Raw genomic sequence first — 23,587 nt, 5'->3', positions numbered from 1 at the left:
CCGGATCGGCGGCGGGAAGGGGACGCATGACAAGCACGGAGGAGTCGGTTTCACTATGGCAGCCCGACGTCCTTGGCCAAGGCTACGAGCGCAGGGATTTGCCCTTGACGGCCGACGATGAGGGGCCAGTAAAGGCAACCCTCATCAGGCATGCCCCGCCCACGGCCCATCCGTCAGAGCAGGGCGTGCTTGACTTCCTGGCTTCCTTTAGCAGGCGCAGACGACGCCCAGCCCCATCTGATCCCGGCGGAGCCCCGAAGGTGGTCCTCTACCTGCACGGCTGGGCGGACTACTTTCTACAGACGGAACTGGCCGAGTACCTCACGGCGTCGGGATTTCACTTCTATGCCCTGGACCTCCGGAAATTCGGCCGCAGCCTGCTACCGGGTCAGACACCCGGCTACACATCCGATCTTGGCGTTTACGACGAAGACCTCGCCGCAGCATTTCGTGAGATCGAACGGGATGTAGCCACACGGACCAATAACGCGATGCCTCCCACTATCCACCTGCTCGCCCATTCCTTGGGCGGCTTGATCGCGGCCCTTTGGGCCGACCGTAATCCCGGTCGGGTGGGAACGTTGGTCCTGAATTCTCCATGGTTGGAACTGCAGGGAAGCAGCCTCGTCCGAAGTATCGCCATGCATCTGGTGGAACCCTTTGCCCGGACCGATCCAAAACGTCCTTTCAGGTTCCCGGAAATGCCTGCATATTGGGAAAGTGTCAGCAACGAGGCGCATGGCGAGTGGATGCTGGATCCGGTATGGCGTCCGCGGGCTTCGTTCCCTATCCGGGCCGGATGGACAAAAGCAGTTCTGGCGGGCCACGCCGCAGTGGAGCGCAAGCTCAACATAGACGCCCCGGTGCTGGTGCTTTTGTCCGGGAGGACCAGGATCCAGGCCGAATGGACTGCCGACCTCATGCGTGCCGATGCCGTCATCGACGTTGAAGAAACGTCGCGGCGGGCGCTTGGACTTGCCCGGAGGACTGCCGTTTTCCGCTATCCCGGCGCCCTGCACGACGTGTTTCTGTCACGGCGAACAGTCCGCCAACAGGCCTACCGTGACGTTGCCGTGTGGCTGGCGGCCTATCCGTACTGAGTTAACGTGCGTGTGCTATTTGACAGCGGGTGCCGCGTCCACGGCACCTCCGTAGCGCCGGTCGCGTTTGGCATAAATTTCGACGGCGTCCCAAAGAGTCCGCCGATCCACGTCCGGCCATAACGTGTCCATGAAGACGAACTCAGCGTAAGCCGACTGCCACAGGAGGAAGTTGGATAGCCTCTGCTCTCCCGAACTACGCAGGAAGAGATCCACATCGGGAAGGTCTGGCTCGTCCAGGTACTTTTGAATAGTCTTCTCCGACACCGACCCCGGTTTCAACCGGCCGGCGGCGACGTCGTGCGCAATGGCGGAAACGGCGTCGGCAATTTCTGCACGTCCACCGTAATTAACACACATGGTCAGCGTGCAGGTGTCATTGGCTCGCGTGTAGTCCTCTGCCTCTTCCAGCTCCTTGATGACCGATCCCCAGAGACGGGGCCGGCGGCCAGCCCAACGGATGCGGACACCCCACTCATCCAGTTGGTTGCGTTGGCGGCGTAGTACATCCTTGTTAAATCCCATGAGGAATCGAACTTCTTCCGGTGACCGGCGCCAGTTCTCGGTGGAGAACGCATACACGCTGACGTACTTGATCCCGAGTTCGATCGCTCCTGCCATGACGTCCAAAAGCGCTGGCTCGCCGGCCTTATGTCCCTCTATCCGAGGGAGGCCTCGCTGATTAGCCCAACGCCCGTTGCCGTCCATGACTATGGCGACGTGCTGCGGAATGAGCTCACTTGGAATACTCGGCGGCAGGGCCCCGGAAGGGTGTCCATAAGGGGCAACCACGGGGGCAGTCCTTGCCGCTGTTGACTTACTCTTCTTTCCAAGTACCACTGTCAGCTTCGCTCCACGTGTTTGAGTGATTTGAGGGCCCGTTCAAGATGCCACTGGAGGTAACTGGCCACCAAGCCGGCAGCCTCCCGCCTGTGCCGCGGATCCGAAGCATCAGCGACGCCCCAGTTACCAGTTAGCAGGGCCCCCAGTAACAGCACTGTCTCCGGCGCCGGGGCTGGAGAACCGGGGGGCCTGCAGTCGCTGCACACCATGCCGCCAATTGGGGCGGCAAAAGCTGTATGAGGACCGGGACGGCCACAACGCGCACAATCAGTGAAGCTGGGCGCCCAGCCACCGGTGGCCAACGCCCGTAGCAGATAGGAATCAAGAATGAGCTCGGGTGGATGGTCCGACCGGCTCAAGGCAGCCAGCGCACCAACCAGCAGATTATATTGGGCGGTCCCTGATTCGGTATCAGCATCCGTGAGCTTCTCGGCAGTCTCCGTCATGGCTGCGGCCACAGTGAACCGCCCATAGTCCGCCGCGATACTACTTCCGTACGCGCCCTTCGCCACGGCCTGTGTCACAATGTCCAAGGTCCGGCCCGAGACTAGTTGCAGGTCCGCCACCATAAAGGGCTCCAGCCGCGCCCCAAAGCGGCTACTGGTCCTGCGAACACCCTTGGCAACGGCACGAACCTGGCCATGGTGCTTGGTCAGCAAGGTGATGATTCGATCCGCCTCACCCAGCTTATGGGTACGAAGCACCACGGCATCGTCCCGATAGGACCGCGCTGCAAACGACGGATTGGCCACAACTCATCTTCCCACTATGCCTGGTCCGGAAGTGTTCGCCGGACCGTGTGGTGACGGTATTTCCCGTCACCACACGGTGGGCTTAGGCCTGGGCGTCCCGGACGGCCCGGTTCACTGCCGAGATCAGGGCCTTGAGGGAGGACGTGGTGGTGCTGGGGTCAATTCCGACACCCCACAAAACGCGCTCTCCGACAGCACATTCAACGTACGCCGCAGCACTGGCACTGCCGCCTTCGGACAGGGCGTGCTCGCTGTAATCGAGCACCCGCACGTCAACACCGTCGTGGTGCAGTATGTCCAACAGGGCCGCGATGGGACCGTTGCCGTGGCCGGTGCGGCGGACTTCGACGCCGTCAATCCTGAGGTTTGCATTCATGGTCATGGCGCCGGTTTCATCCGTCTCGGTGCTCACGCTACCCAGCCCATAGCGCCCCCACTGAGCCTGCTCTTCTTCCGAGGGCAAGTACTCATCCTGGAAGATCTGCCACAGCTGGGCACCGCTGACCTCGCCACCCACGGCGTCGGTACGGCGCTGGATGACTCCGGAGAACTCGATCTGTGCCCGGCGGGGCAGATCCAGGTTGTGCTCGTTCTTCAGCAGGTATGCCACGCCGCCCTTGCCGGACTGCGAGTTAACCCGGATAACAGCTTCATAGCTGCGGCCGAGGTCCTTTGGGTCGATGGGCAGGTACGGAACCTGCCAGGTGAAGTCGTCAACCGACTTCCCGGCAGCAGCAGCGTCCTTCTCGAGCGCCTCAAAGCCCTTCTTGATGGCATCCTGGTGTGAGCCGGAGAAGGCGGTAAAGACGAGGTCGCCACCGTAGGGCGAACGCTCCGGAACCGGCAACTGGTTGCAGTACTCCACAGTGCGGCGTATCTCATCAATATCCGAGAAATCGATCATGGGGTCTACACCCTGCACGAACATGTTCAGCCCCAGCGTCACCAAGTCGACATTGCCGGTACGTTCGCCGTTGCCGAACAAGCAACCTTCAATGCGGTCTGCGCCTGCCAGGTAACCCAGCTCAGCTGCAGCTACGCCCGTGCCACGGTCGTTGTGCGGGTGGAGGGAGATGATGATTCCCTCGCGGGGGTGCAGGTTCCTGTGCATCCACTCAATGGAGTCTGCATAGACGTTGGGCGTTGCCATTTCCACCGTGGCCGGCAGGTTGATGATGACCTGCTTGTCGGCCGATGCCTCAAAGACATCCGCAATGGCGTTGCACACGCGGGCGGCATACTCGAGTTCTGTTCCCGTGAATGACTCCGGTGAGTACTCATACGTGATGTGCGTGTCTGTCAGGGTCTCTTCATACTTCTTGCACAGACGCGCGCCCTGCAGCGCAATATCCAGAATGCCGTCTTCGTCCTGGTTGAATACAACGCGACGCTGCAATACGGACGTGGAGTTGTACAGGTGCACGATAGCCTGCTTGGCGCCGACCAGGGATTCGTAGGTGCGTTCAATCAGGTGTTCACGCGCCTGCGTCAGAACCTGGATGGTGACGTCGTCCGGAATATGGCCGCCCTCGATGAGCTGGCGAACAAAGTCGAAGTCAGTCTGCGACGCTGAGGGGAACCCGACCTCGATTTCCTTATAGCCCATCTTGACGAGCAGCTGGAACATCTTCAGCTTGCGTGCGGGGCTCATGGGGTCGATCAGTGCCTGGTTGCCATCGCGCAGGTCAACTGCGCACCAACGCGGAGCCTTGGTGATGACCTTGTCCGGCCAAGTGCGGTCCGGGACCTCGACGGTGATCTGATCCTGGAACGGCAGGTAACGGTGAATCGGCATACCGGAGGGCTTTTGTGCATTACGCATGACGTGTGGCCTTTTCTCTAAGAACTAAATGAAAGCTTAGCCGGACACAACGGAACTCCGCGGCGAGGATGGCCCAGCGTCAGATAGCTTTCAGGCCTCGCCGCGGCAGCTAAGAAGAAGCATCGCCGTACGCACAAATTCACACTAACACGATGCGTATGATGACAGTGCAACACCTCATGCAACGTCCACTATGCAGACGCCGCGACGGTGGAAACGCCGACTGCAGTGTCCACACAAGGAGCCACAGTGCCACAGTCGGGGATCTCTCTTTCCAACATCGATCACAGCGTCCGGCCCCAGGACGACCTCTACCAGCACGTCAATGGTGCGTGGCTCAACAGCACAACGATTCCGGACGACAGGCCGCTTGAAGGCACTTTCACGGCTTTGCGGGATGGCGCGGAGCTGGCCGTGAAGGCGATTATCGAAGAGGCAGCCGCCAAAGGCGGGGCAGCCACCGGCGTCGAGCAGAAAGTTGGCGGACTCTACGCCAGCTTCATGGACGAAGAAGCAGCCGAGGCGAAAGGGATGGAGCCCGTGCGAGACCGCCTGGACGAGGTTCGCGAGGTGGAGTCCCCCGCGGAACTGGCTGCCCTGATCGGACGATTGTTCCGCTCGGACGTCTCCGGGCTCTTCTCGATCTACCCCGCACCGGACGCAGGCAACCCTGAACGCATTCTCCTGTATATCGGACAAGGGGGCTTGGGATTGCCGGACGAGTCCTACTACCGTGAAGAAAAGTTCGCGGCCATCGTCGCGGCCTATGGCGACTACATTTCCAAGCTGTTCAACCTCGCTGGCATCCCCGACGCGCAAGCTGCCTCCCAACGCATCGTCGCACTCGAAACCGCCTTGGCATCCCATCACTGGGACAACGTCACACTGCGGGATCCCCAGAAGACCTATAACCTCAAGACCGCGGCTGAAGCCGTGGAACTGTTCCCCCGGCTCGACACCTGGTTCCAGGCTGCAAGGGTGGAACCAGCCAAGCGCAGTGAAATTGTGGTGAGCACTCCGGACTTCTTTGCGGGCGCGGCAGGTCTGCTGGAGTCCGAGCCCTTGGAAACCTGGAAGGAGTGGCTGACCCTCCGGGTTCTCAGTTCGGCGGCGCCCTATCTTTCGTCCGCGTTCGTTGCCACGAACTTCGACTTTTACGGCACCACGCTCAGCGGTACGCCGCAGAACAAGGAGCGGTGGAAGCGCGGGGTGGCCGTCGTCGAAGCGGCCCTCGGCGAGGCAGTCGGCCAGATCTACGTTGAGCGGCACTTCCCTGCCGGACACAAGGCAAGGATGGAGACCCTGGTATCAAACCTGATCGAAGCTTATCGGGAAAGCATCTCGTCCCTTGGCTGGATGGGCGAGGAGACCAAGAAAGAGGCACTGAAGAAACTGGACGCGTTCCGTCCGAAGATCGGTTTCCCGGACAAATGGATCGATTACTCTGCTGTGGAAATTGACCCGACGGACCTCCTCGGCAACGTCGAGCGGGCGCATGATGCCGATGTGGACAGGCACCTGGATGAAATCGGTAAGCCCGTTGATCTGACGAAGTGGCTTATGACACCGCAGACGGTAAATGCTTATTACCATCCAATGCTTAACGAGATCGTCTTCCCGGCAGCTATCCTTCAGCCTCCCTTCTTCAACGCAGACGCGGATGACGCTGTGAACTATGGCGGCATCGGCGCGGTGATCGGTCACGAAATCGGCCATGGTTTCGACGACCAAGGGTCCCAGTTTGATGGCAGCGGCGCGCTACGCAATTGGTGGACGGAGGACGACCGTACAGCATTCGAAGCCCTGACCGCGAAACTGGTTGCCCAGTACGACGCCCTGTCCCCGTACGCTGCGCCCGACCATAAGGTCAACGGCAAGCTGACTCTGGGCGAGAACATCGGCGACCTCGGAGGCCTCACTATTGCCTATAAGGCCTATCTCCTGAGCCTGAGCGGGGAGGAGCCGGAGGTCCTTGACGGCTTCACGGGCTTCCAGCGGTTCTTCATGTCGTGGGCTGCAGGTTGGCGCCAGGTGATCCGCACCGAAGAAGCGATCCGGAGACTGGCTACGGACCCCCACTCCCCCAACGAATTCCGCACCAACGCCATAGCCCGCAACCTTGACGCCTTCCATGAAGCGTTCGCCGTGACGGAAGCCGATGGCATGTGGATGGAACCCGGGGAACGCGTCAGCATCTGGTAGTACCCGCAAGCACAACGGCCGGCCAGTTGAACAACTGGCCGGCCGTTGCTGTGTTCTGCCCTAGGCAGGGGGCCTACTACTGGTCGATGTAGAGGGGATTCACCTGTTGGCACACGGCATCACTGGCCGTTTGATTGACAACATCCGACGGGACGGAGGCGGCACCGTACGCGGTTCCGGTGCCGAAATCCGTGCCAACGTACAACTGCACGCCCGCGACACCCGGGGCTTCCTGGACCTGGGCGGCCGGAATGCCGAACAGTGTGGCCACGTCGGCGGCCACGTCCGCAAAACCCGGTCCGTAGTAAAGCACGGTCTGATCCACAGGATTTGCCAGGTAGGACACTGTCTGCGCAAATCCGTTGCCCGTGAGCACGGTCATGAGCTCCTGTGCCCGGGTAGCGACGCCGCTGCCGTTGGCAACGGCCACCGGCTGTATCGCTTTGTCGTAGGCGGGTACGGCAGGCGTGGTGGCCGTTGGCTGAGGAGCCGGGCTTTCGCTGGGTGCTGGAGTGGACGTCGCGCCGGGTGTTGTGAGGTCGAGGTCTGCACGAAGTGCTGCGAAAAGCTGTGAAGCCTGGGGCTCGACGAGTTCCAACCTGTTGGGGTCAGCCGCCGCCGCCTGTGTTGGCACAGCCACGAACGCCACCTTGGAAACGTCGATATCCTTGAGCCGGCCGCCAATGGTCAATAGCGAAGGAACTGACGCAAGGCCCTCGTCTACTGTCAGGTTCTGCGTGACCACATCCGCGATCTGCAACAGCCGCTGCGGGTTGCCCAAAGTTCCCTCGTCCTTGAGCTTCCGGGTGAGGGATGAGAGGAAGGCCTGCTGGCCCTTGATGCGACCGAGGTCGCCTCCGTCACCGAAAGCGTGCCTGGTCCGGAGGAATGCCAAAGCCTGTTCGCCTTCCACCAGGGAATCACCCTTGGCCAGGCGGAGCCGGGAATCCGGGTCAAAGACCGGATCACTGACACAGACGTTGACGCCGCCCACAGCGTGGGAGAGCTCCTTGACGGCGTTGAAATCCGCCATCATGAAGTGGTCAATTTCCAAACCGGTCAACTGATTGACAGTATCCACGGCGCAGCCGATACCGGCCTCCGCCATGGCTTCATTGATCATCACGCCACTACGGGCGGGAAACGTCTGGTTATTGGTGCGGTCCGTGCACTGCGGCACGTCCACCAACAGGTCTCGCGGGAAACTCAGGACGTTGACGCGTTTGTTGTCCGCGGAGATATCCAGGAGCATCATGACATCGGAGTGCCCATAGCCGGTGGAGTCTTCAGTGCTGCCGTATTCGGCGTTCTTCCCATCACGGGTATCGGAGCCAAGGATCAGGATCTGCAGGCGGTCCGTCTTGTCATCGACCAGCGGATCACCGGCATTGCGTGTCTCGCCCGCACTCAAGGGAGCCTTGGTGATGTTGGTCTGCAACCGGATAAACCAAAAAGCAGCAAAGGCAACGCCTGCAACCAATGCGACGGAGACCACGCCGGTCACGATTTTCAACCACAGCGGCAGGCCTTTGGGCGCCTTCATATGGCGGGGAGTACCGTCGGCATCCTCTCCATGGCGTGCCCCACCGGGGACAGCGGTGCCGGTGCCCTGTGGGCGGGCGTCACGACGTCGCACTATTTGGTTTACCTTTCATCAAACAGCTGGATCCCCGCAATCATAGTTGGCGTTTCTGGGAAGTTCCTTATCGGCCCTGAAGCCACGCCGGATCCAGTGATGCTCATTAGAACCCGAGCTTGACCAGTTGCTTGGGATCGCGCTGCCAGTCTTTAGCTACTTTTACGTGGAGATCAAGGTAAATCCGAGTACCTAGCAGCGTTTCAATGCCCTTGCGGGCGTTGGTTCCCACCTCGCGCAAACGGCTTCCCCCCTTGCCGATAATGATGGCCTTCTGCGAAGGACGCTCGACATAAAGATTCACTCGAACATCCAACAGCGGGTTGTCCTCGGTCCGGCCTTCGCGGGGAACGATCTCCTCCACCACCACTGCCAGTGAGTGCGGAAGTTCATCACGGACTCCCTCAAGGGCCGCTTCGCGAATCAGCTCGGCGATCATCACGGCCTCAGGCTCGTCAGTCAGCTCGCCATCGGGATAAAGCGGCGGCGACGACGGCATATGGCTGATCAGCACATCTGCCACAGTTGATACCTGGAAACCATCGGCAGCAGAAACTGGCACGATGTCAGCCCAGCCTTGCTCACCCAGGACATCGCGTCCCAATGCGGCGACGGCGAGCAGTTGCTCCGTCAACGCCTGACGGTCCACAAGGTCCGTTTTAGTCACCAGCGCCACGATCGGCTTACGTCCGACGGCGGCCAGTTGCGCCGCGATGTATTTGTCGCCGGGGCCGATTTTTTCGTTCGCCGGCAGGCAGAATCCAATGGCATCGACTTCCGCCAAGGTATCTGCCACAAGCTCATTGAGACGCTTCCCCAGGAGGGTCCGGGGACGGTGGAGGCCCGGCGTGTCCACAAGGATCAGTTGGGCATCATCGCGGTGAACGATACCGCGGATCGTGTGACGTGTAGTCTGCGGCTTGGCCGAGGTGATGGCAACCTTCTGGCCAACCAATGCATTAGTCAGAGTCGACTTTCCCGCGTTGGGTCGGCCGACAAGCACCGAGAAGCCAGCGTGGAAGCCACCGAAATCGGCATCGGCATCGAATTTCTTATTTTGCTTGCTCACGTGGAACTCCCTGTTGCGTTGAGTCGGCGTCATCGAGTAGGTCTTCAAAGTCAGTGTCTTCCTTTGGCATGGCTGCCGCAATGATGTGGCTGACCCTGTTTCGGCGACCCTCCAGCCTATCTGCCCGGAGCGATATACCGTTCACTTCAACGGAACTCCCAACAATGGGAACCTGGCCAAGGGCTTTCGCGAGGAGGCCACCTACCGTATCCACTTCGTCGTCGTCGAGATCGATGTCGAACAACTCGCCAAGGTCATCGATGCTCATACGGGCGCTCACGCGGTACGTGCCATCGCCGAGGTCGACGGCTTCCTCGGCGGCGGCGTCGTATTCATCCACAATCTCGCCAACGATCTCTTCTATGAGGTCCTCAAGGGTGACCAGTCCGGCGGTGCCGCCGTACTCGTCGATCACGATCGCTACGTGTGTGGACTCCTTTTGCAGTTCCCTCAGGAGGTCGCTCACTGGCTTGGACTCCGGAACATAACGGACATCCCTTGCAAGTGAGTCAACATCATGGGCTTGCAGTCCCGGTTCGCTGCGATGCATGGCTGCGGCTACGTCCTTGAGGTAAAGAATTCCACGGATTTGATCCGTGTTCTCACCAATGACCGGGATCCTTGAATAGCCCGACCGCAGGAAAAGGCCCATTGCAGTCTCGAGGTCCGAGCCCGTACCGATGCTGACAATGTCCGTGCGGGGAACCATCACGGAACGCACCAAAGTGTCGCCGAAGTCGAAGACTGAATGAATGAGTTCGGCCTCATTGTCTTCGATCATGTCCGACTCCGCGGCTCGATCCACGAACTCACGGAACTCTTCTTCGCTGACGAAGGCGTCGTCACCGCTCGGGGCGCCGGGCGCAACTGCCTGCCCCAAGGCCACCAGCCAGCCGGGGATGGGGCCCAATATCCAGCACAGGAACCGGATCAGCGGTGCAGTGAAGCGAACGACGGGACCGGAGTGTGCCCTGCCCAACTGCCTGGGCGACACACCCACCAGAACGAAGCCAATCACCGCCATGATGCCCGTTGCTGCGAGCCCGGCGAGCCATACGTTGTCCAGCAAACTGTGCAGGACCACGGCGACGGCAACCGCTGCCGCCATCTCGAACCACACGCGCCAAAAGCGCAGGGCGCGCATGTGTGCAATCGGGTTCTTGAGAATGCCCCCCAGCGCTTTGCCCTTGCTGCGGACTATTGATTGTTCGGCCTCATGCCGGGGCAGGAAGTTGAACGCAGCCTCGGCTGCGGTCAGCAGTGCGACGAAGCTAAGGAAAACCAGCGCCATGCCGACCAGGATGATCGAGGTCACTGCATGGTCTCCATGGGGGCATCCTTGCCCAGGAATTCAGACAGCAGTTCCCGCTGCAAGCCGAACATCTCTTCCTTTTCCTCCGGCTCCGCATGGTCAAAACCAAGCAGGTGGAGGATGCCATGGGTGGTCAGGAGAAGCATCTCATCCTGTGTGGCATGCCCGGCGTTGCGTGCCTGCACCTCGGCCACCTGCGGGCAGATGGCGATGTCACCCAGCATGCCCTGGGGCGTGGGCTTGTCAGGAGTGCCCGGCGTCAATTCGTCCATCGGTACCGACAACACGTCCGTGGCACCGGGCTCGTCCATGAGTTCGATGTGCAGCTTTTCCATGGCTGGTTCGTCGACAAGGAGAATGGACAGTTCGGCCTGGGGGTGGATGTACAGACGCTCAAAGATGAAGCGCGACAACGTCACCAGCTGCGCTTCGTCCACCGCTACACCGGACTCGTTGTTTACTTCAATGCTCATTTGCGTTCTCCACGTTGGTACTGTGCGCCTGCGGCGTCGAGGCGGTGTGCGTCGTCCCATGTGCTGTAGGCAGAGACGATGTCGGCAACCAAGCGGTGCCGCACCACGTCAGCGGCCTCCAGGATGGAGAAATTGACGTCGTCAATCCCCTTCAGGATCTCCCTGACGATCCGCAGGCCCGATGTTGAACCGGAAGGCAGGTCAATCTGGGTGACATCCCCGGTGACCACCATTTTGGATCCGAAACCGAGTCGGGTCAGGAACATCTTCATCTGCTCCGGAGTGGTGTTCTGCGCCTCATCGAGAATGATGAAGGCGTCGTTCAACGTCCGCCCTCGCATGTAGGCCAAAGGAGCGACCTCGATGGTCCCCGCAGCCATCAAACGCGGGATGGATTCAGGATCCATCATGTCGTGCAAAGCGTCATACAGCGGGCGAAGATAGGGGTCGATTTTGTCGCTCAGCGTACCGGGGAGGAAGCCCAGCCTCTCCCCCGCTTCCACCGCGGGCCGGGTCAGGATGATCCGGCTGACTTCCTTCGTCTGCAGGGCCTGCACTGCTTTGGCCATTGCCAGGTACGTCTTTCCAGTACCTGCCGGACCAATTCCAAAAATCACGGTGTTGTCGTCAATGGCATCAACATAGTTCTTCTGGTTCAGCGTCTTCGGCCGTATGGTCTTACCCCTGCTGGACAGGATGTTGTGCGTCAGGACATCCGCCGGATTCTGCACGGACTGCGTCCTCAACAGGGATACGAGCTGCTGCAGGATGTCCGGAGTGACCACCGTCCCCTTCGCCACGAGCCCCCGGACTTCCTCCAAAAGACGCATGATACGAGGAATGACTGTGGATGGCCCGGTCATGGAGAGTTCGTTGCCACGGACGTGGAAATTGACGTCCTGGAACTGTTCCTCGATGTATCGCAAGGCTTCGTCGTGGCTGCCCAACGAGTGAACCATCTGGTCGGAGTTGTCGAACGTGACAACTTCCGTGCGCGTACCCGGTAGTGTGTGCGGGAACTCGGTGGGCGGCTGGTTGCCGTTTCCGGTCCTGAGCCGCCCGTTCAAAGATTCACTCATAGTGCTGGCCTTAGGGCCTTTTCTCCTCCGGTTGGGTCGTATTAACGCCATCGATTCGACATTCGTGGCCGCTGAAAGACGCCCGCCCGGATGCCGGAATGTCTTCAATCCTACGCCAGCCCGGCCCGCGGGGAACCTCGAAGGACGGCATCATCAGGGCCTGCCCCGTCATGTCATACATTTTGTCTCAACTCTGCATCAAGCCGGTATCAATCATGTTTCAGTTGGCGCTTGGCAGCCCGATCCCGGCCGACCGCCGTCGACGATGTGCCAAGCTGGCATAGCGGGTGGGATCAGCACCCTGCGGTCCGGCCCGGTGGCTGCGGCCGCCAAGAGACACGTTAAGGCAGGAAGCCCATCACGAAGCCAGTAATCGTCGGGGATGGCGCGCGCAGGCGGACGAGGTCCGTCATCGCCGTGCCAGCGATGTTTGCTGTCCTTCTGCTGACCGGTTGCATCGCCAACGGCGGCGGTAGCCAAGCAAGCGTTAGTTCGCCACCAGTCACCGTCCAGGACGCCCCTGCCAGCCACGCCCCGCTGGAAACCACTCAGGCTTCCACCAAAATCCCGGTGTACTGGATTGGACGCAGCAAAGAGGAGATTTACCTCTATCGCGAATTCAGGGACATTTCGAGCGACGAGAATCCTGTGACCACAGCGCTCCGGATCATGATGGCCGAAAAACCCTTGGATCACGACTTCTTCACGCCGTGGCAGGACCCCGGGAGTCTTGCCACGTCCATCTCGGGCAAGAATGTGATCACTGTTGATATCTCGCGGGACGCCTTCAACTCAAACCTCGACGCCGGAATGGCGCATCGCGCCGTCCAGCAATTGGTCTACACGGCTACGGCAGCAGCCTCGTCGTCCGGCCTCATAAATTCGGGCCAGCAAATCCAGGTTGTCATTTTGGTTGATGGGCACAAGGACTACATGGCGTTCGGGCAGGTGCAGCTCGGCCAACCCATGGAACGGAATGCCTCCTTGGTTGCGCCGCTCTGGATTATCGATCCCCAGGAAGAAACGTCCTTGCCGGCAGGCGTTGTCAAGTTCAACGGCCGCAGTACCGACAGCTCCAGGCCCGTCAGTTGGCAGATCCTCCAAGAGAACGGCAAGGGCGAAAAGACCGGCCTGCTCACCGGTCAAACCAAGGCGACTGGTGAACCCGGCCAATACGGACTTTTCACATTCAGCGCGACGTTGAAGACCGGAAAGTATGAGTTGCGGGTTTCACAAGTCGATGAAGCCGGCGCCACCATCGAAACGAGCACCGACACCCGCCTGTTCAACGTCGGATAGCGTACGGGGTCGGATAGCGTGCGGGGTCGGATAGCGTTCGGCTTGCTACCAGCGGCCCAGGACGTCACTGGCAAGAACGACGGCGGCAGGTCCCGCCGTCGACGACCTCAATACATGGTGGCCCAACAGGGCCGTTACGGCCCCCGCGTCGCTGAGGCGTGTCACTTCACGCGGTGAGATTCCGCCCTCCGGTCCAACGATCAAAAGGACCTCCCGCGGTGGCCCCGCGGCGTCATGTGGCAGCGCATCCGACCGTTCAAGGACAGTCCGCAAGGGGTTCTTGGCGTCTTCATGCAGGATGATGGCCAAGTCAGCGGCCGCGACAGCCTTCGCCAAGTTGGCGGTATCCACGATGGATCGCACCTCAGGAATCCAGGCCCGCCGCGCCTGTTTGGCTGCCGCAGTGACCACCGACTGCCACTTCGCGTGGGCCTTGGCGGCCCTTTCGCCCTTCCAACGCACAATTGCGCGCTCTGACTGCCATGGAATGACGGCATCAATTCCTAGTTCCGTGGCCGTTTCGATGGCAAGTTCATCGCGGTCGCCTTTAGCAAGCGCCTGAACCAGCACCAACCGGATTTCGGGCTGCTCCTCGTGGACCACCTCGGATGCCTTAACGGTCAAGGTGCTGGATCCGGCGTCGCTTACGGTGCCAATCAGCCGCACGCCCGATCCATCCGCTATGTCCACGGATTCGCCCGCGGCCAAGCGTTTGACCGTTACAGCATGCCGGGCCTCAGGACCCTCGAGCACGAAAGTGGAGCCGGGGATCACGTGGCCGAGGCTGCCCGCCGCTGTGAAGAAAACGGGGTTGCTCACCGCTACAGGTTACCGAGCTTGTCCCGCAGCTTCGCGAACATACCGCCGCTTGCCACAAGCTTTCCTTCGGTGAACTGCTCACCGCGCAGCTTGGCGAGCTGCTGCAAGAGTTCTTCCTGGGCGGGGTCGAGCTTGCTTGGCGTCTCCACGTGCAGGTGCACTTTGAGGTCGCCTCGTCCGTAACCACGGAGGTGCGTGACGCCCAGGCCGCGCAGGGTAATGACTTCGCCCGACTGAGTGCCGGCCTTCACATCGATATCCTGTGCGCCATCGAAAGTGTCCAGCTGCAGCTCCGTGCCAAGTGCTGCCGCCGTCATGGGGACGCTCAGGGTGGCATGAAGGTCGTCGCCCTCACGCATGAACATGGAATCGTTGTTGACCCGGATTTCTACATAGAGGTCACCGGCAGGACCACCTGCGGGGCCTGCTTCGCCCTGCCCGGACAACTGGATGCGCGTACCGGTTGCGACGCCTGCCGGTACCTTGATGGTGAGGGAACGGCGGCTGCGGATTCGGCCCTGTCCATTGCACTCGTTGCAGGGGTCCTTGATGACCGTGCCGAAGCCTTCGCAGGAACCACAAGGCGCGGTGGTCATGACCTGGCCGAGAATGGATCGAACAGCGCGCTGTACCTGGCCGCTGCCACCGCAAATGTCGCAGCGTTCCGGGTGGGTGCCCGGCCTGCAGCAACTGCCATCGCAGGTGGGGCAAACTACGGCGGTGTCCACTTCAAGCTTCTTGTTAACGCCGAACACGGCGTCCTTCAGGTCGATCCGCACGCTGATGAGCGCGTCTTGGCCTCGGCGGACGCGGGAGGCCGGTCCACCGTGGCCGCCACCGCCACCAAAGAAGGTGTCGAAGATGTCCTGGAACGCGAAACCCTGACCGGAGTAGCCGCCACCGAAACCGTTGTCGGTGCCGTTCTCATTGCCGGTGGCATCGTAGACCCGGCGCTTCTGGGGGTCGGACAACACTTCGTAAGCGTGGGTCACGGCCTTGAACTGTTCCGCGACATCTTCACCGGGGTTTACGTCGGGGTGCAGTTTCCGCGCCAACTTGCGGTACGCCTTTTTGATCTCTTCCCCGGTGGCTTCCGGCGAGACTCCCAAAACGTCATAGTGGCTGCTCAAAGTCGGTATCTCTTCCTTGTTGTACTGCGGATGTTTCCTCGGACCGGTTTTCAGCCGCCGAGAATGCGGGAAAGGTAACGGGCCACGGCGCGGACGGCTGCCATGGTGGTGGGGTAGTCCATGCGTGTCGGACCGAGAATCCCCACCTTGGCGCCGGAACCATAGCCGGTAGCCACGACAGACGCCTCAGCCAAGCCGTCGTAAGGATTTTCACGTCCAATGCTCACGGTGACGCCGCGAGGGTCATCCCCCATGTCGGACAACAACCGAAGCATGACAACTTGTTCCTCGAGTGCCTCCAGCACAGGACCGATGCTCAGCGGGAAGTCGACATTGGAGCGGGCAAGGTTGGCCGTTCCTGCCATGAGGATGCGCTCTTCGCGGCTGGTGTCACTGAGTGATTGCAGCCCCTGAGCCAATGTCTGCGCCAAGCTGCGGAGCTCTGGCGGACACAGGGCGACCACCGATGGAAGCACCTGCGGCAAAAGAGCCATCTGGGTGGCGGCGATACTGCCCAGGAAGCGGGACCTCAGGAGCATCAGCGCCTCGTCGCTCACGTCGGAGCCGGCGTCGATGACCTTCTGCCCCACGCTGCCCGTATCCGCAATGAGGACCACGAGCACCTGCTTGGGGGCCAACAGGACAAATTCCACGTGCCGGACCAGAGCACGATTGGAATGCGGATACTGCACCACTGCCACTTGGTTGGTCAGCTGCGACAGGAGCCTTACAGTGCGTTCCAGGATGTCATCAACATCATCCGGGCCCTCAAGCAACGAGTGGATCGCCCTGCGTTCGGCCGCCGAAAGCGGTTTGACCTGGGAAATGCGGTCAACGAATAAGCGGTAGCCCTTGTCCGTCGGGATTCGGCCGGCGCTGGTGTGGGGTGCTGCAATCAGGCCTTCCTCTTCAAGGACAGCCATGTCGTTCCTGATGGTGGCACTGGAAACGCCAAGATGGTGCCGCTCCACGAGGGCCTTCGATCCAACAGGCTCCCTGGAATGCACGTAATCCTCAACGATGGCACGCAGCACCTCTAGCTTGCGCGGCTCACTCATTGCTCCACCTCCTGACGACTGTCATGGTCCCTACGACCGGTCAACGCGGGATCTCACTCCGACCACCACACTTAGCACTCAACATGCCCAAGTGCTAACAAGTCTAGTATGAGCCACCCCGTTGCTAGCATTGAAACCTCCCGTGGCCGGCTTCCGCCCGCGCCGTAAACCAGCACAAAAGGTAGGAATTCCTTGGCTTTCGACAATTGGGGCCCGCAGGATCTGTCCGCTCCCGGCAAAAAACAGCTGCCGGAAGTGGCCGTACAGCGGGGAATGGTCCTCGAGGACGTGCAGTCGGGCTGGGTGGGAGAAGTCACCCGCGTTGAGAAATCAGGCGGAATGCACGTTGTCTCCCTTGAAGACAGGCGTGGAAAGACCAAATCATTCCAGTTGGGATACGGGTTCCTTCTGGAAGGGCAGGCAATCCGGCTGATGCCTCCTGCCGCCCGCCCTGCTGCCTCTGCCGCTCCTTCCACCCGGACAGCGTCGGGATCCGTGAGGGTACAGGGCCAACGTGCCCAGGTGGCCAAGGCAAGCCGCATCTGGGTCGAAGGAAAGCACGACGCCGAGCTCGTCGAGAAGGTCTGGGGTGACGATCTCCGCGTGGAGGGCATCGTCGTGGAGCCTTTGCACGGCGTTGACGACCTAAAATCGGCCATCGCTGCCTTCAACCCCGGTCCGGGTCGCCGGCTTGGCATCTTGGTGGACCACCTTGTCCCGGGGTCAAAAGAGTCGCGCATCGCCGCCGAGGCAATGACAGTGCCCGGAGCGGCAGGAAACGTTTTGATCGTCGGCCACCCCTATGTGGACGTCTGGCAGGCCATCCGGCCAAAGGTCCTGGGCATCGAGGCGTGGCCCGCCGTACCCCGGGGGGTCGATTGGAAGACAGGAATCCTCACGGCCTTCGGCTGGCCCCACGAGACCGCGGAGGACGTAGGCTTGGGCTGGCAGCGGCTCCTCGGGGCGGTTCGAACTTATGCCGACCTTGAAGCATCACTCTTGGGCCGCGTTGAAGAAGTCATCGATTTCCTGACAGTTCCTTGAGGCAAGGTCCTTGAAGGAACGGCAACTACCGTGTCAACGGGACGTTGGTCCCGGGAAGTACCTTGGGGCCGGTATTCTGGGACAGCAATACCGCAGCATCTTTACAGCAAAGGGAAGACACCGTGGCAGATAACGCTCCTGAAGAACCGGGTAGCGCCGCAGGCCGGCCCCAGTACCATGGCGCGCCTGCCAACGCACTCCCGTTGACGGCCAGCGAAGACCGGCAATGGGCTACATTGGCCCATTTTGGCGGCATCCTGGGATGCCTGCCATCCCTTCTGATCTACTTGATTTTTCGGGACCGCGGACCGTTCACCGCGCAGGAATCCAAGGAAGCACTGAACTTTACGCTGCCTCCCACCATCGCAGCAGTGCTGGCCAATATCCTGGTGCTGTTACCCGTTGTGGGCAACATCTTCGCCGTCATCGCCACAGCCATCTGGGTGGCCCTCACGTGCTTCTCCGTCTCGGCGGGAATCCGCGTAAACCACGGGCAACCCCACCGTTACAAGGTCAACCTGCGCTGGATTAAGTAGCCCGCCGCCCGCCCTTTCGGGCGGGCGCTGCGGTTAGTCCGGAAGAATCCTGCGGACTACGGCGTCAGCCAACAGCCGCCCCTTCAGCGTCAGGACAAGCCGTCCCTTGAACGCCTGAACGGGGTCCACCAGTTCGTCAGCAATCAGCCCGGCCATCGCATGGCGCCCGATCGCGTCCAAGGCATCCACGGACAGCCCTGTTCCGAGCCGCGCTTCGAGCATGATGCGCTCAACCTCACGGGTCTCGGCGTCGAGGGTTTCCCGGCCGGCAGCCGGCGAGCTTCCTGCAGCCAACCGTCCCGCATAGGCGGTGGGGTGCTTGACGTTCCACCACCGGACGCCTCCCACATGGGAGTGCGCTCCGGGTCCGATGCCCCACCAGTCATCCCCGCGCCAGTAGGCAAGATTGTGCCGGCAAGCCTGTTCCGGCGTTCGGGACCAATTGCTGACCTCGTACCAGTTCAATCCTGCTTGGGAGATCATTTTGTCTGCCAGCTCGTACTTGGCAGCGTGGTCGTCGTCATCGATTCCGGGTACTTCGCCGCGTCGGATCTGGGCGGCAAGTTTGGTCCCGTCTTCCACAATCAACGCGTAAGCGCTGATGTGATCAGGCTGGTATGAGAGCGCGGTTTCGAGTGACAGCTGCCAATCCGCCATGGATTCCCCGGGCGTGCCGTAGATGAGGTCCAGGCTCACTGCAAGGCCGGCTTCGCGTGCCCATTGCACGACCAGAGGCACGCGGCTGGGAGTATGGGTGCGGTCCAGCACTTTCAGAACGTGCGGGACCGCGGATTGCATGCCGAAAGAGACACGCGTAAAGCCGGCATCAGCCAGCACCTTGAGCGACTCTGGCGTCACGGAGTCGGGATTAGCCTCAGTTGTCACCTCAGCACCAGGCTCCAAGCCCCACTGATCGACGGCGGCGCGCAGGATCCGCGCCAAGTCCTCCGCCGGGAGGAGCGTGGGAGTACCACCACCAAAGAAAACAGTGCTGAGGGGACGCCGAGGCAAACCGGAAGCGTCCAAGGCCAACGCCGCGAAGTCGAGCTCAGATACCGCCGTCGTAGCGTAAGCGTCCTGCGAGGCCCCACCGCCGAGCTCGGTGGCCGTATAAGTATTGAAGTCGCAGTAGCCGCAGCGAACGGCGCAAAAAGGGATATGGACGTAGAGCCCGAAATTGCGGTGCTCGACGCCGGCCAACACCTGCGGAGGCAACATGCCATCCGCAGGTGCAGGGTCGCCCAAGGGTAGGACGCTGGGCATTTACTTCTTGGCCTTGTCCTTGGACTCGTCAGTGGTCAGGGCTGCGATGAATGCCTCTTGGGGCACTTCCACGCGGCCCACCATCTTCATACGCTTCTTGCCTTCCTTCTGCTTTTCCAGAAGTTTGCGCTTTCGGGTGATGTCACCGCCGTAGCACTTGGCAAGAACGTCCTTGCGGATGGCCCGGATGCTTTCGCGGGCAATGATGCGTGATCCGATGGCGGCCTGAATGGGCACCTCGAACTGCTGCCTGGGAATAAGCTCACGGAGCTTGCCCGTCATCATCACACCGTAGGCGTAGGCCTTGTCGCGGTGGGTGATGGCGCTGAATGCGTCCACTTGTTCACCTTGGAGCAGGATGTCCACCTTGACGAGGTCGGCCACCTGTTCGCCGTCGGCTTTCCAGTCCAGCGAGGCGTAGCCGCGTGTCTTGGACTTCAGGAGGTCGAAGAAGTCGAACACGATTTCGGCCAGGGGAATCCAGTAGCGGAGCTCCACCCGATCCTCGGACAGGTAGTCCATGCCGCGCATCTGGCCGCGTCGGCTTTGGCAGAGTTCCATGATGGAACCAACAAATTCGTTGGGTGCCAGGATGGTGGCGGACACCATGGGTTCGCGGACCTCGGAGATCTTGCCCGTGGGGTATTCGCTGGGGTTGGTGACGTGGATGACCTTCTTGTCCTCCAGGGTCACCTCGTACTCCACGTTGGGTGCCGTGGAGATAAGGTCCAGGTTGTACTCACGCTCAAGGCGCTCACGCGTGATCTCGAGGTGGAGCAGCCCAAGGAACCCTACGCGGAAACCGAAGCCCAGTGCCGCAGACGTTTCGGGCTCGTAAACCAGCGCTGCGTCGTTGAGCATCAGCTTTTCGAGGGCGTCGCGGAGTACCGGGTAATCCGTTCCGTCCAGCGGGTAGAGACCGGAGAAGACCATAGGCTTGGCGTCCGCGTAGCCGCTGAGCGACTCCGATGCCGGCTTTGCCAGGTTGGTGACCGTATCGCCAACCTTGGACTGGCGGACGTCCTTCACACCGGTGATCAGGTATCCCACCTCACCGACGCCCAAGCCCTTTGACGGTGTGGGCTCCGGGGAGCTGACACCAATTTCCAGGAGCTCGTGCGTGGCGCGGGTGGACATCATCTGGATGCGTTCGCGGGGGTGCAACATGCCGTCAACCACACGGACATAGGTGACCACGCCGCGGTAGGTGTCATAGACGGAGTCGAAGATCATGGCGCGGGCCGGAGCATTGGGATCGCCAACGGGCGCGGGGAGGTCGCGGACAATTTTGTCCAGCAGCGCTTCTACGCCCACGCCGGTTTTACCGGAAACCTTGAGTACATCATCCGGGTCGCCACCAATCAGGTTGGCAAGTTCAGCCGCGTACTTCTCGGGCTGCGCGGCCGGGAGATCGATCTTGTTCAAAACCGGAATGATAGTGAGGTTGTTTTCCATCGCCAAGTACAGGTTGGCAAGGGTCTGGGCCTCGATGCCTTGGGCAGCATCCACCAGCAGCACTGCACCTTCACAGGCCGCCAGGGAACGTGACACCTCATAGGTGAAATCGACGTGGCCAGGAGTATCGATCATATTCAGCGCGTAGCTGTTGCCATCGAGTTCCCACGGCATACGAACAGCCTGGGACTTGATGGTGATGCCGCGCTCACGTTCGATATCCATACGGTCCAGATACTGGGCCTTCATGTCGCGTTGCTTAACGACGCCGGTGTACTGCAGCATGCGGTCGGCCAGGGTGGATTTACCGTGGTCGATATGGGCAATGATGCAGAAGTTCCGGATGATGGCCGGATCTGTTGCGGCGGGCACCGGTGCGGTGCGGGCCATGGGAGACACGCAGGATCCTTACTGTCGACACTCGCGCGGTAATTCCTGCCACTGGGCAGAGACCAGCCGGAACACGCCGCGCATCTGATCCTCTAGTCTCCCATGAACCGGCGCTTCGCCGTACATTGCGTGCCGGGCATTAGCAGGAGCCAGCTGTAGCGTTGTCACATGGCTTTCGACTTGCGCCCTTTGGGCAAACTCATCATGCGGTCCCTCAAGTCGTTGGGAGGCAACAGCACTACGGCGGCCACCCCGGCAGGTGCCCCAAGGACGCAGACCCGGCGAACCGACGTCGTACATCAGCCAGGCCCCTACCCCGGCGATTTTCGCGGTTCAGTTAAGGTCAACTACTCCCCCCAGCCCGATGGTCAACCGGACCCTGGCGAAATTGTGTGGAGCTGGGTTCCCTATGAAGAAGACCATACGCAAGGCAAAGACCGACCCGTCCTTCTGGTTGGTCGGGACCGCGAGTGGCTGTTGGGCCTCATGCTGACGTCCAAGGACCACGACAACGACGCGCGGGCGGGCGAGTATGTCGACATCGGAACCGGCGCCTGGGATCGGCAAGGCAGGCCCAGTGAGATCAACGTGGGTCGCGTCATCCGGCTGAATCCCAAAGCGATCCGGCGGGAAGGCGCCGTCCTGGGAAAGGCGCAGTTCCACGAGGTAGCCCGGGCTCTGCAAGCCCGGCACTAGCCCGACCAAGCGCCTGGTTCTGCGTGACCCCGAGTTTCTGCTATCCTTTATAGCTGTGTGTCCGTGCAGGTCGACGGCCATGCATGGTTGGCTGCCATAGGCATCCCCACGCCGCTCAGTCGATGGCCAACCTGAAAACCCTCTAGACCATTTCCGCATTAAAAAGAGAGTTCATACGTGGCTAATATCAAGTCCCAGAAGAAGCGCATCCTCACCAACGAGAAGGCTCGCCTGCGTAACAACGCCGTCAAGTCCGAGCTGAAGACGGCCATCCGCGCCGTCAACACCGCCGTTGAGTCTGCCGACAAGGATGCTGCTGGAACTGCACTTGTTGCTGCCAGCCGCAAGCTGGACAAGGCTGTCAGCAAGGGCGTTATTCACAAGAACAACGCTGCAAACCGCAAGTCGGCGATCTCCAAGAAGGTCAACGCACTCTAAGGTTTTCCAGTTCGACTGAGCTGATCAAAAGGCCGGCACCCATTGGGTGCCGGCCTTTGGGTTTAAGCGGAAGCCGCGGTGAACGCGCCAGCTTCAGCGGCGGCTGGCCGACGTGGCAATAACCGTGACTGCATGCTCCACAGCGTAGACCGGATCACGCGACTCGCCCTTCACCTGGGCATCCGCCTCGGCGATGACTTGGATGGAGCGGATCAGCCCTTCCGGGGTCCAGCGGCGGACATCGCGCTGGGCCTGCTCCACGAGCCAGGGCTGCATTCCCAAGTTCTTGGCGATGGTGGCCGGCGAACCATTGGCTCCCGCAACTTTTGCCAAAGTGCGCAGCTTGGCCGCCAGCGCCGCAACCAAAGGAACCGGATCCACGCCGGTGGCCAAGGCGTGCCTCAGGGTGGACAATGCCACCGGTCCGTTGCCGGCCATGGCAGCATCGGCCACTTTGAACGCCGTAGCCTCCACCCGGCCACCGTAGTAGCGCTCCACGGTTTCGGCTGTGACAGCCGTGGTGGCGTCTGCAATCAATTGGCTACATGCCGCCGCGAGTTCCGACAGATTGGCACCCACGGCATTGACCAAGGCCTGGACGGCTTCGCCTTCAATGCGGCGTCCCCCAGATCTGAACTCGGAAACGACAAACGCCGTCTTGTCCGAGTCCTTCTTCAGGGGCTGGCAGTCAATGACGGGCCAGCCGGCAGACTTCACGGCGTCGAGCAGCTTCTTGCCACGTACTCCCCCGGCATGGCGCAGGACAAGGACAACGTCCTGGTCCGGATGCTGGAGGTAGGCCAACCCGTCTGCCAGGAAGGCGTCATTCATAGCTTCGAGGCCCTCGACCTCAATGAGCTTGCCCTCGCCAAAGAGCGACGGGGTGACAGTCATCGCCAAGGACCCGGACTCGTAGGCGCCAGCGTTCAGCCGGCTGAGCTCAACGTCCGGAGTACTGGCCCGAACTTGGGTTCGGATCCCATCCATGGCGCGAATTCCGAGGTACTCTTCCGGGCCCATGATCAGAACTACGGCGGCAGGCGCCGCGTCACGCCAGCTGACGGTGTTCGCCGCGACGCTCTTGGCCCGGGTGTTTTGGGCAGCAGCCACTGGTGGTTCCTTCCGGACGTTTATTTGCAGGCTTCAAGTCTGCCATGTCCAGCGACCGTGC

21 protein-coding genes are annotated in these 23,587 nt (G+C 61.0%); 7 read left to right on the top strand and 14 right to left on the bottom strand.

Annotated features, from left to right (window positions below; translation table 11 throughout):
• Positions 1–26: 26 nt before the first annotated feature.
• Complete coding sequence (locus A477_RS0103255; RefSeq protein ID WP_017197594.1) at positions 27–1,100, top strand: alpha/beta hydrolase; 1,074 nt, start codon at positions 27–29, stop codon at positions 1,098–1,100.
• 15 nt (positions 1,101–1,115) lie between these two features.
• On the opposite strand, the gene A477_RS0103250 is transcribed toward A477_RS0103255, so the two are convergent.
• The 3 genes from A477_RS0103250 to leuA all read right to left on the bottom strand — a co-directional run bounded on the left by A477_RS0103250 (position 1,116) and on the right by leuA (position 4,517).
• On the bottom strand, positions 1,116–1,940 hold the full coding sequence (locus A477_RS0103250) for an isoprenyl transferase (RefSeq protein ID WP_017197593.1): 825 nt from the start codon (positions 1,938–1,940) through the stop codon (positions 1,116–1,118).
• Between the two features lie 2 nt (positions 1,941–1,942).
• Positions 1,943–2,695 carry a DNA repair protein RecO gene (gene recO, locus A477_RS0103245; RefSeq protein WP_026005320.1) on the bottom strand — a complete coding sequence of 251 codons (753 nt, stop codon included), beginning with the start codon at positions 2,693–2,695 and terminating at the stop codon, positions 1,943–1,945.
• An 82-nt stretch (positions 2,696–2,777) separates the two neighbouring features.
• Positions 2,778–4,517, bottom strand: coding sequence for a 2-isopropylmalate synthase (leuA, locus tag A477_RS0103240; protein ID WP_017197592.1), 1,740 nt, complete (start codon positions 4,515–4,517; stop codon positions 2,778–2,780).
• Between the two features lie 249 nt (positions 4,518–4,766).
• Here leuA and A477_RS0103235 point away from each other — a divergent pair, with 249 nt between their 5' ends.
• Complete coding sequence (locus A477_RS0103235) at positions 4,767–6,719, top strand: M13 family metallopeptidase (RefSeq protein ID WP_026005319.1); 1,953 nt, start codon at positions 4,767–4,769, stop codon at positions 6,717–6,719.
• A gap of 76 nt (positions 6,720–6,795) precedes the next feature.
• On the opposite strand, the gene A477_RS0103230 is transcribed toward A477_RS0103235, so the two are convergent.
• From A477_RS0103230 to A477_RS0103210, 5 genes are all read right to left on the bottom strand, one after another.
• Entirely contained in the window at positions 6,796–8,355 is a 1,560-nt protein-coding gene (locus tag A477_RS0103230; RefSeq protein ID WP_017197590.1) for an LCP family protein, read from the bottom strand.
• A gap of 106 nt (positions 8,356–8,461) precedes the next feature.
• The gene (gene era, locus A477_RS0103225) at positions 8,462–9,424 is read right to left on the bottom strand and encodes a GTPase Era (protein ID WP_017197589.1); all 963 of its coding nucleotides are present in this window, start codon (positions 9,422–9,424) and stop codon (positions 8,462–8,464) included.
• A complete protein-coding gene (locus A477_RS0103220) occupies positions 9,408–10,739 on the bottom strand; it encodes a hemolysin family protein (protein ID WP_011774914.1) in 1,332 nt (443 codons plus the stop codon). Before A477_RS0103220 ends, era begins: the two co-directional genes overlap by 17 nt.
• Positions 10,736–11,209, bottom strand: a complete 474-nt coding sequence (ybeY, locus tag A477_RS0103215) for an rRNA maturation RNase YbeY (protein ID WP_017197588.1) — start codon at positions 11,207–11,209, stop codon at positions 10,736–10,738. The genes A477_RS0103220 and ybeY overlap by 4 nt, the downstream gene beginning before the upstream one ends.
• Positions 11,206–12,288 (bottom strand): PhoH family protein, encoded by a 1,083-nt coding sequence (locus tag A477_RS0103210; protein WP_044568176.1) that lies wholly within the window; start codon positions 12,286–12,288, stop codon positions 11,206–11,208. Before A477_RS0103210 ends, ybeY begins: the two co-directional genes overlap by 4 nt.
• A gap of 426 nt (positions 12,289–12,714) precedes the next feature.
• Here A477_RS0103210 and A477_RS0103205 point away from each other — a divergent pair, with 426 nt between their 5' ends.
• Positions 12,715–13,587, top strand: a complete 873-nt coding sequence (locus A477_RS0103205; RefSeq protein ID WP_017197586.1) for a GerMN domain-containing protein — start codon at positions 12,715–12,717, stop codon at positions 13,585–13,587.
• Positions 13,588–13,632: 45 nt separating this feature from the next.
• On the opposite strand, the gene A477_RS0103200 is transcribed toward A477_RS0103205, so the two are convergent.
• From A477_RS0103200 to hrcA, 3 genes are read right to left on the bottom strand one after another with little or no spacing between them, the layout of a single operon-like run.
• Positions 13,633–14,406 carry a 16S rRNA (uracil(1498)-N(3))-methyltransferase gene (locus tag A477_RS0103200; protein ID WP_017197585.1) on the bottom strand — a complete coding sequence of 258 codons (774 nt, stop codon included), beginning with the start codon at positions 14,404–14,406 and terminating at the stop codon, positions 13,633–13,635.
• A 2-nt stretch (positions 14,407–14,408) separates the two neighbouring features.
• Complete coding sequence (gene dnaJ, locus A477_RS0103195; protein ID WP_017197584.1) at positions 14,409–15,536, bottom strand: molecular chaperone DnaJ; 1,128 nt, start codon at positions 15,534–15,536, stop codon at positions 14,409–14,411.
• Between the two features lie 50 nt (positions 15,537–15,586).
• Positions 15,587–16,594 carry a heat-inducible transcriptional repressor HrcA gene (gene hrcA / locus A477_RS0103190; RefSeq protein ID WP_017197583.1) on the bottom strand — a complete coding sequence of 336 codons (1,008 nt, stop codon included), beginning with the start codon at positions 16,592–16,594 and terminating at the stop codon, positions 15,587–15,589.
• 192 nt (positions 16,595–16,786) lie between these two features.
• On the opposite strand from hrcA, the gene A477_RS0103185 reads away from it, so the two are divergent.
• Positions 16,787–17,638, top strand: a complete 852-nt coding sequence (locus A477_RS0103185) for a DUF3097 domain-containing protein (protein WP_017197582.1) — start codon at positions 16,787–16,789, stop codon at positions 17,636–17,638.
• Positions 17,639–17,760: 122 nt separating this feature from the next.
• Complete coding sequence (locus A477_RS0103180; RefSeq protein ID WP_026005318.1) at positions 17,761–18,174, top strand: DUF4870 domain-containing protein; 414 nt, start codon at positions 17,761–17,763, stop codon at positions 18,172–18,174.
• 33 nt (positions 18,175–18,207) lie between these two features.
• Here the strand turns inward: A477_RS0103180 and hemW are convergent, their stop codons facing one another.
• Positions 18,208–19,437: a radical SAM family heme chaperone HemW gene (gene hemW / locus A477_RS0103175; RefSeq protein ID WP_017197581.1), complete on the bottom strand. Its 1,230-nt coding sequence runs from the start codon at positions 19,435–19,437 to the stop codon at positions 18,208–18,210.
• Positions 19,438–21,291 carry a translation elongation factor 4 gene (gene lepA, locus A477_RS0103170; RefSeq protein ID WP_026005317.1) on the bottom strand — a complete coding sequence of 618 codons (1,854 nt, stop codon included), beginning with the start codon at positions 21,289–21,291 and terminating at the stop codon, positions 19,438–19,440.
• A 159-nt stretch (positions 21,292–21,450) separates the two neighbouring features.
• Here lepA and A477_RS0103165 point away from each other — a divergent pair, with 159 nt between their 5' ends.
• Both A477_RS0103165 and rpsT read left to right on the top strand, forming a co-directional pair.
• A complete protein-coding gene (locus tag A477_RS0103165; RefSeq protein WP_017197579.1) occupies positions 21,451–21,978 on the top strand; it encodes a type II toxin-antitoxin system PemK/MazF family toxin in 528 nt (175 codons plus the stop codon).
• Between the two features lie 177 nt (positions 21,979–22,155).
• A complete protein-coding gene (rpsT, locus tag A477_RS0103160) occupies positions 22,156–22,416 on the top strand; it encodes a 30S ribosomal protein S20 (protein WP_011774926.1) in 261 nt (86 codons plus the stop codon).
• Between the two features lie 93 nt (positions 22,417–22,509).
• On the opposite strand, the gene holA is transcribed toward rpsT, so the two are convergent.
• Positions 22,510–23,526, bottom strand: a complete 1,017-nt coding sequence (gene holA / locus A477_RS0103155) for a DNA polymerase III subunit delta (protein ID WP_017197578.1) — start codon at positions 23,524–23,526, stop codon at positions 22,510–22,512.
• Positions 23,527–23,587 lie beyond the last annotated feature (61 nt).

The sequence above is a fragment of the Arthrobacter sp. M2012083 genome (assembly GCF_000281065.1).
In the GTDB taxonomy this organism is placed as follows: Bacteria; Actinomycetota; Actinomycetes; order Actinomycetales; family Micrococcaceae; genus Arthrobacter.
The sequence above is the reverse complement of the archived record's forward strand: the minus strand, read 5'-3'. Positions and strand labels throughout refer to the sequence as shown.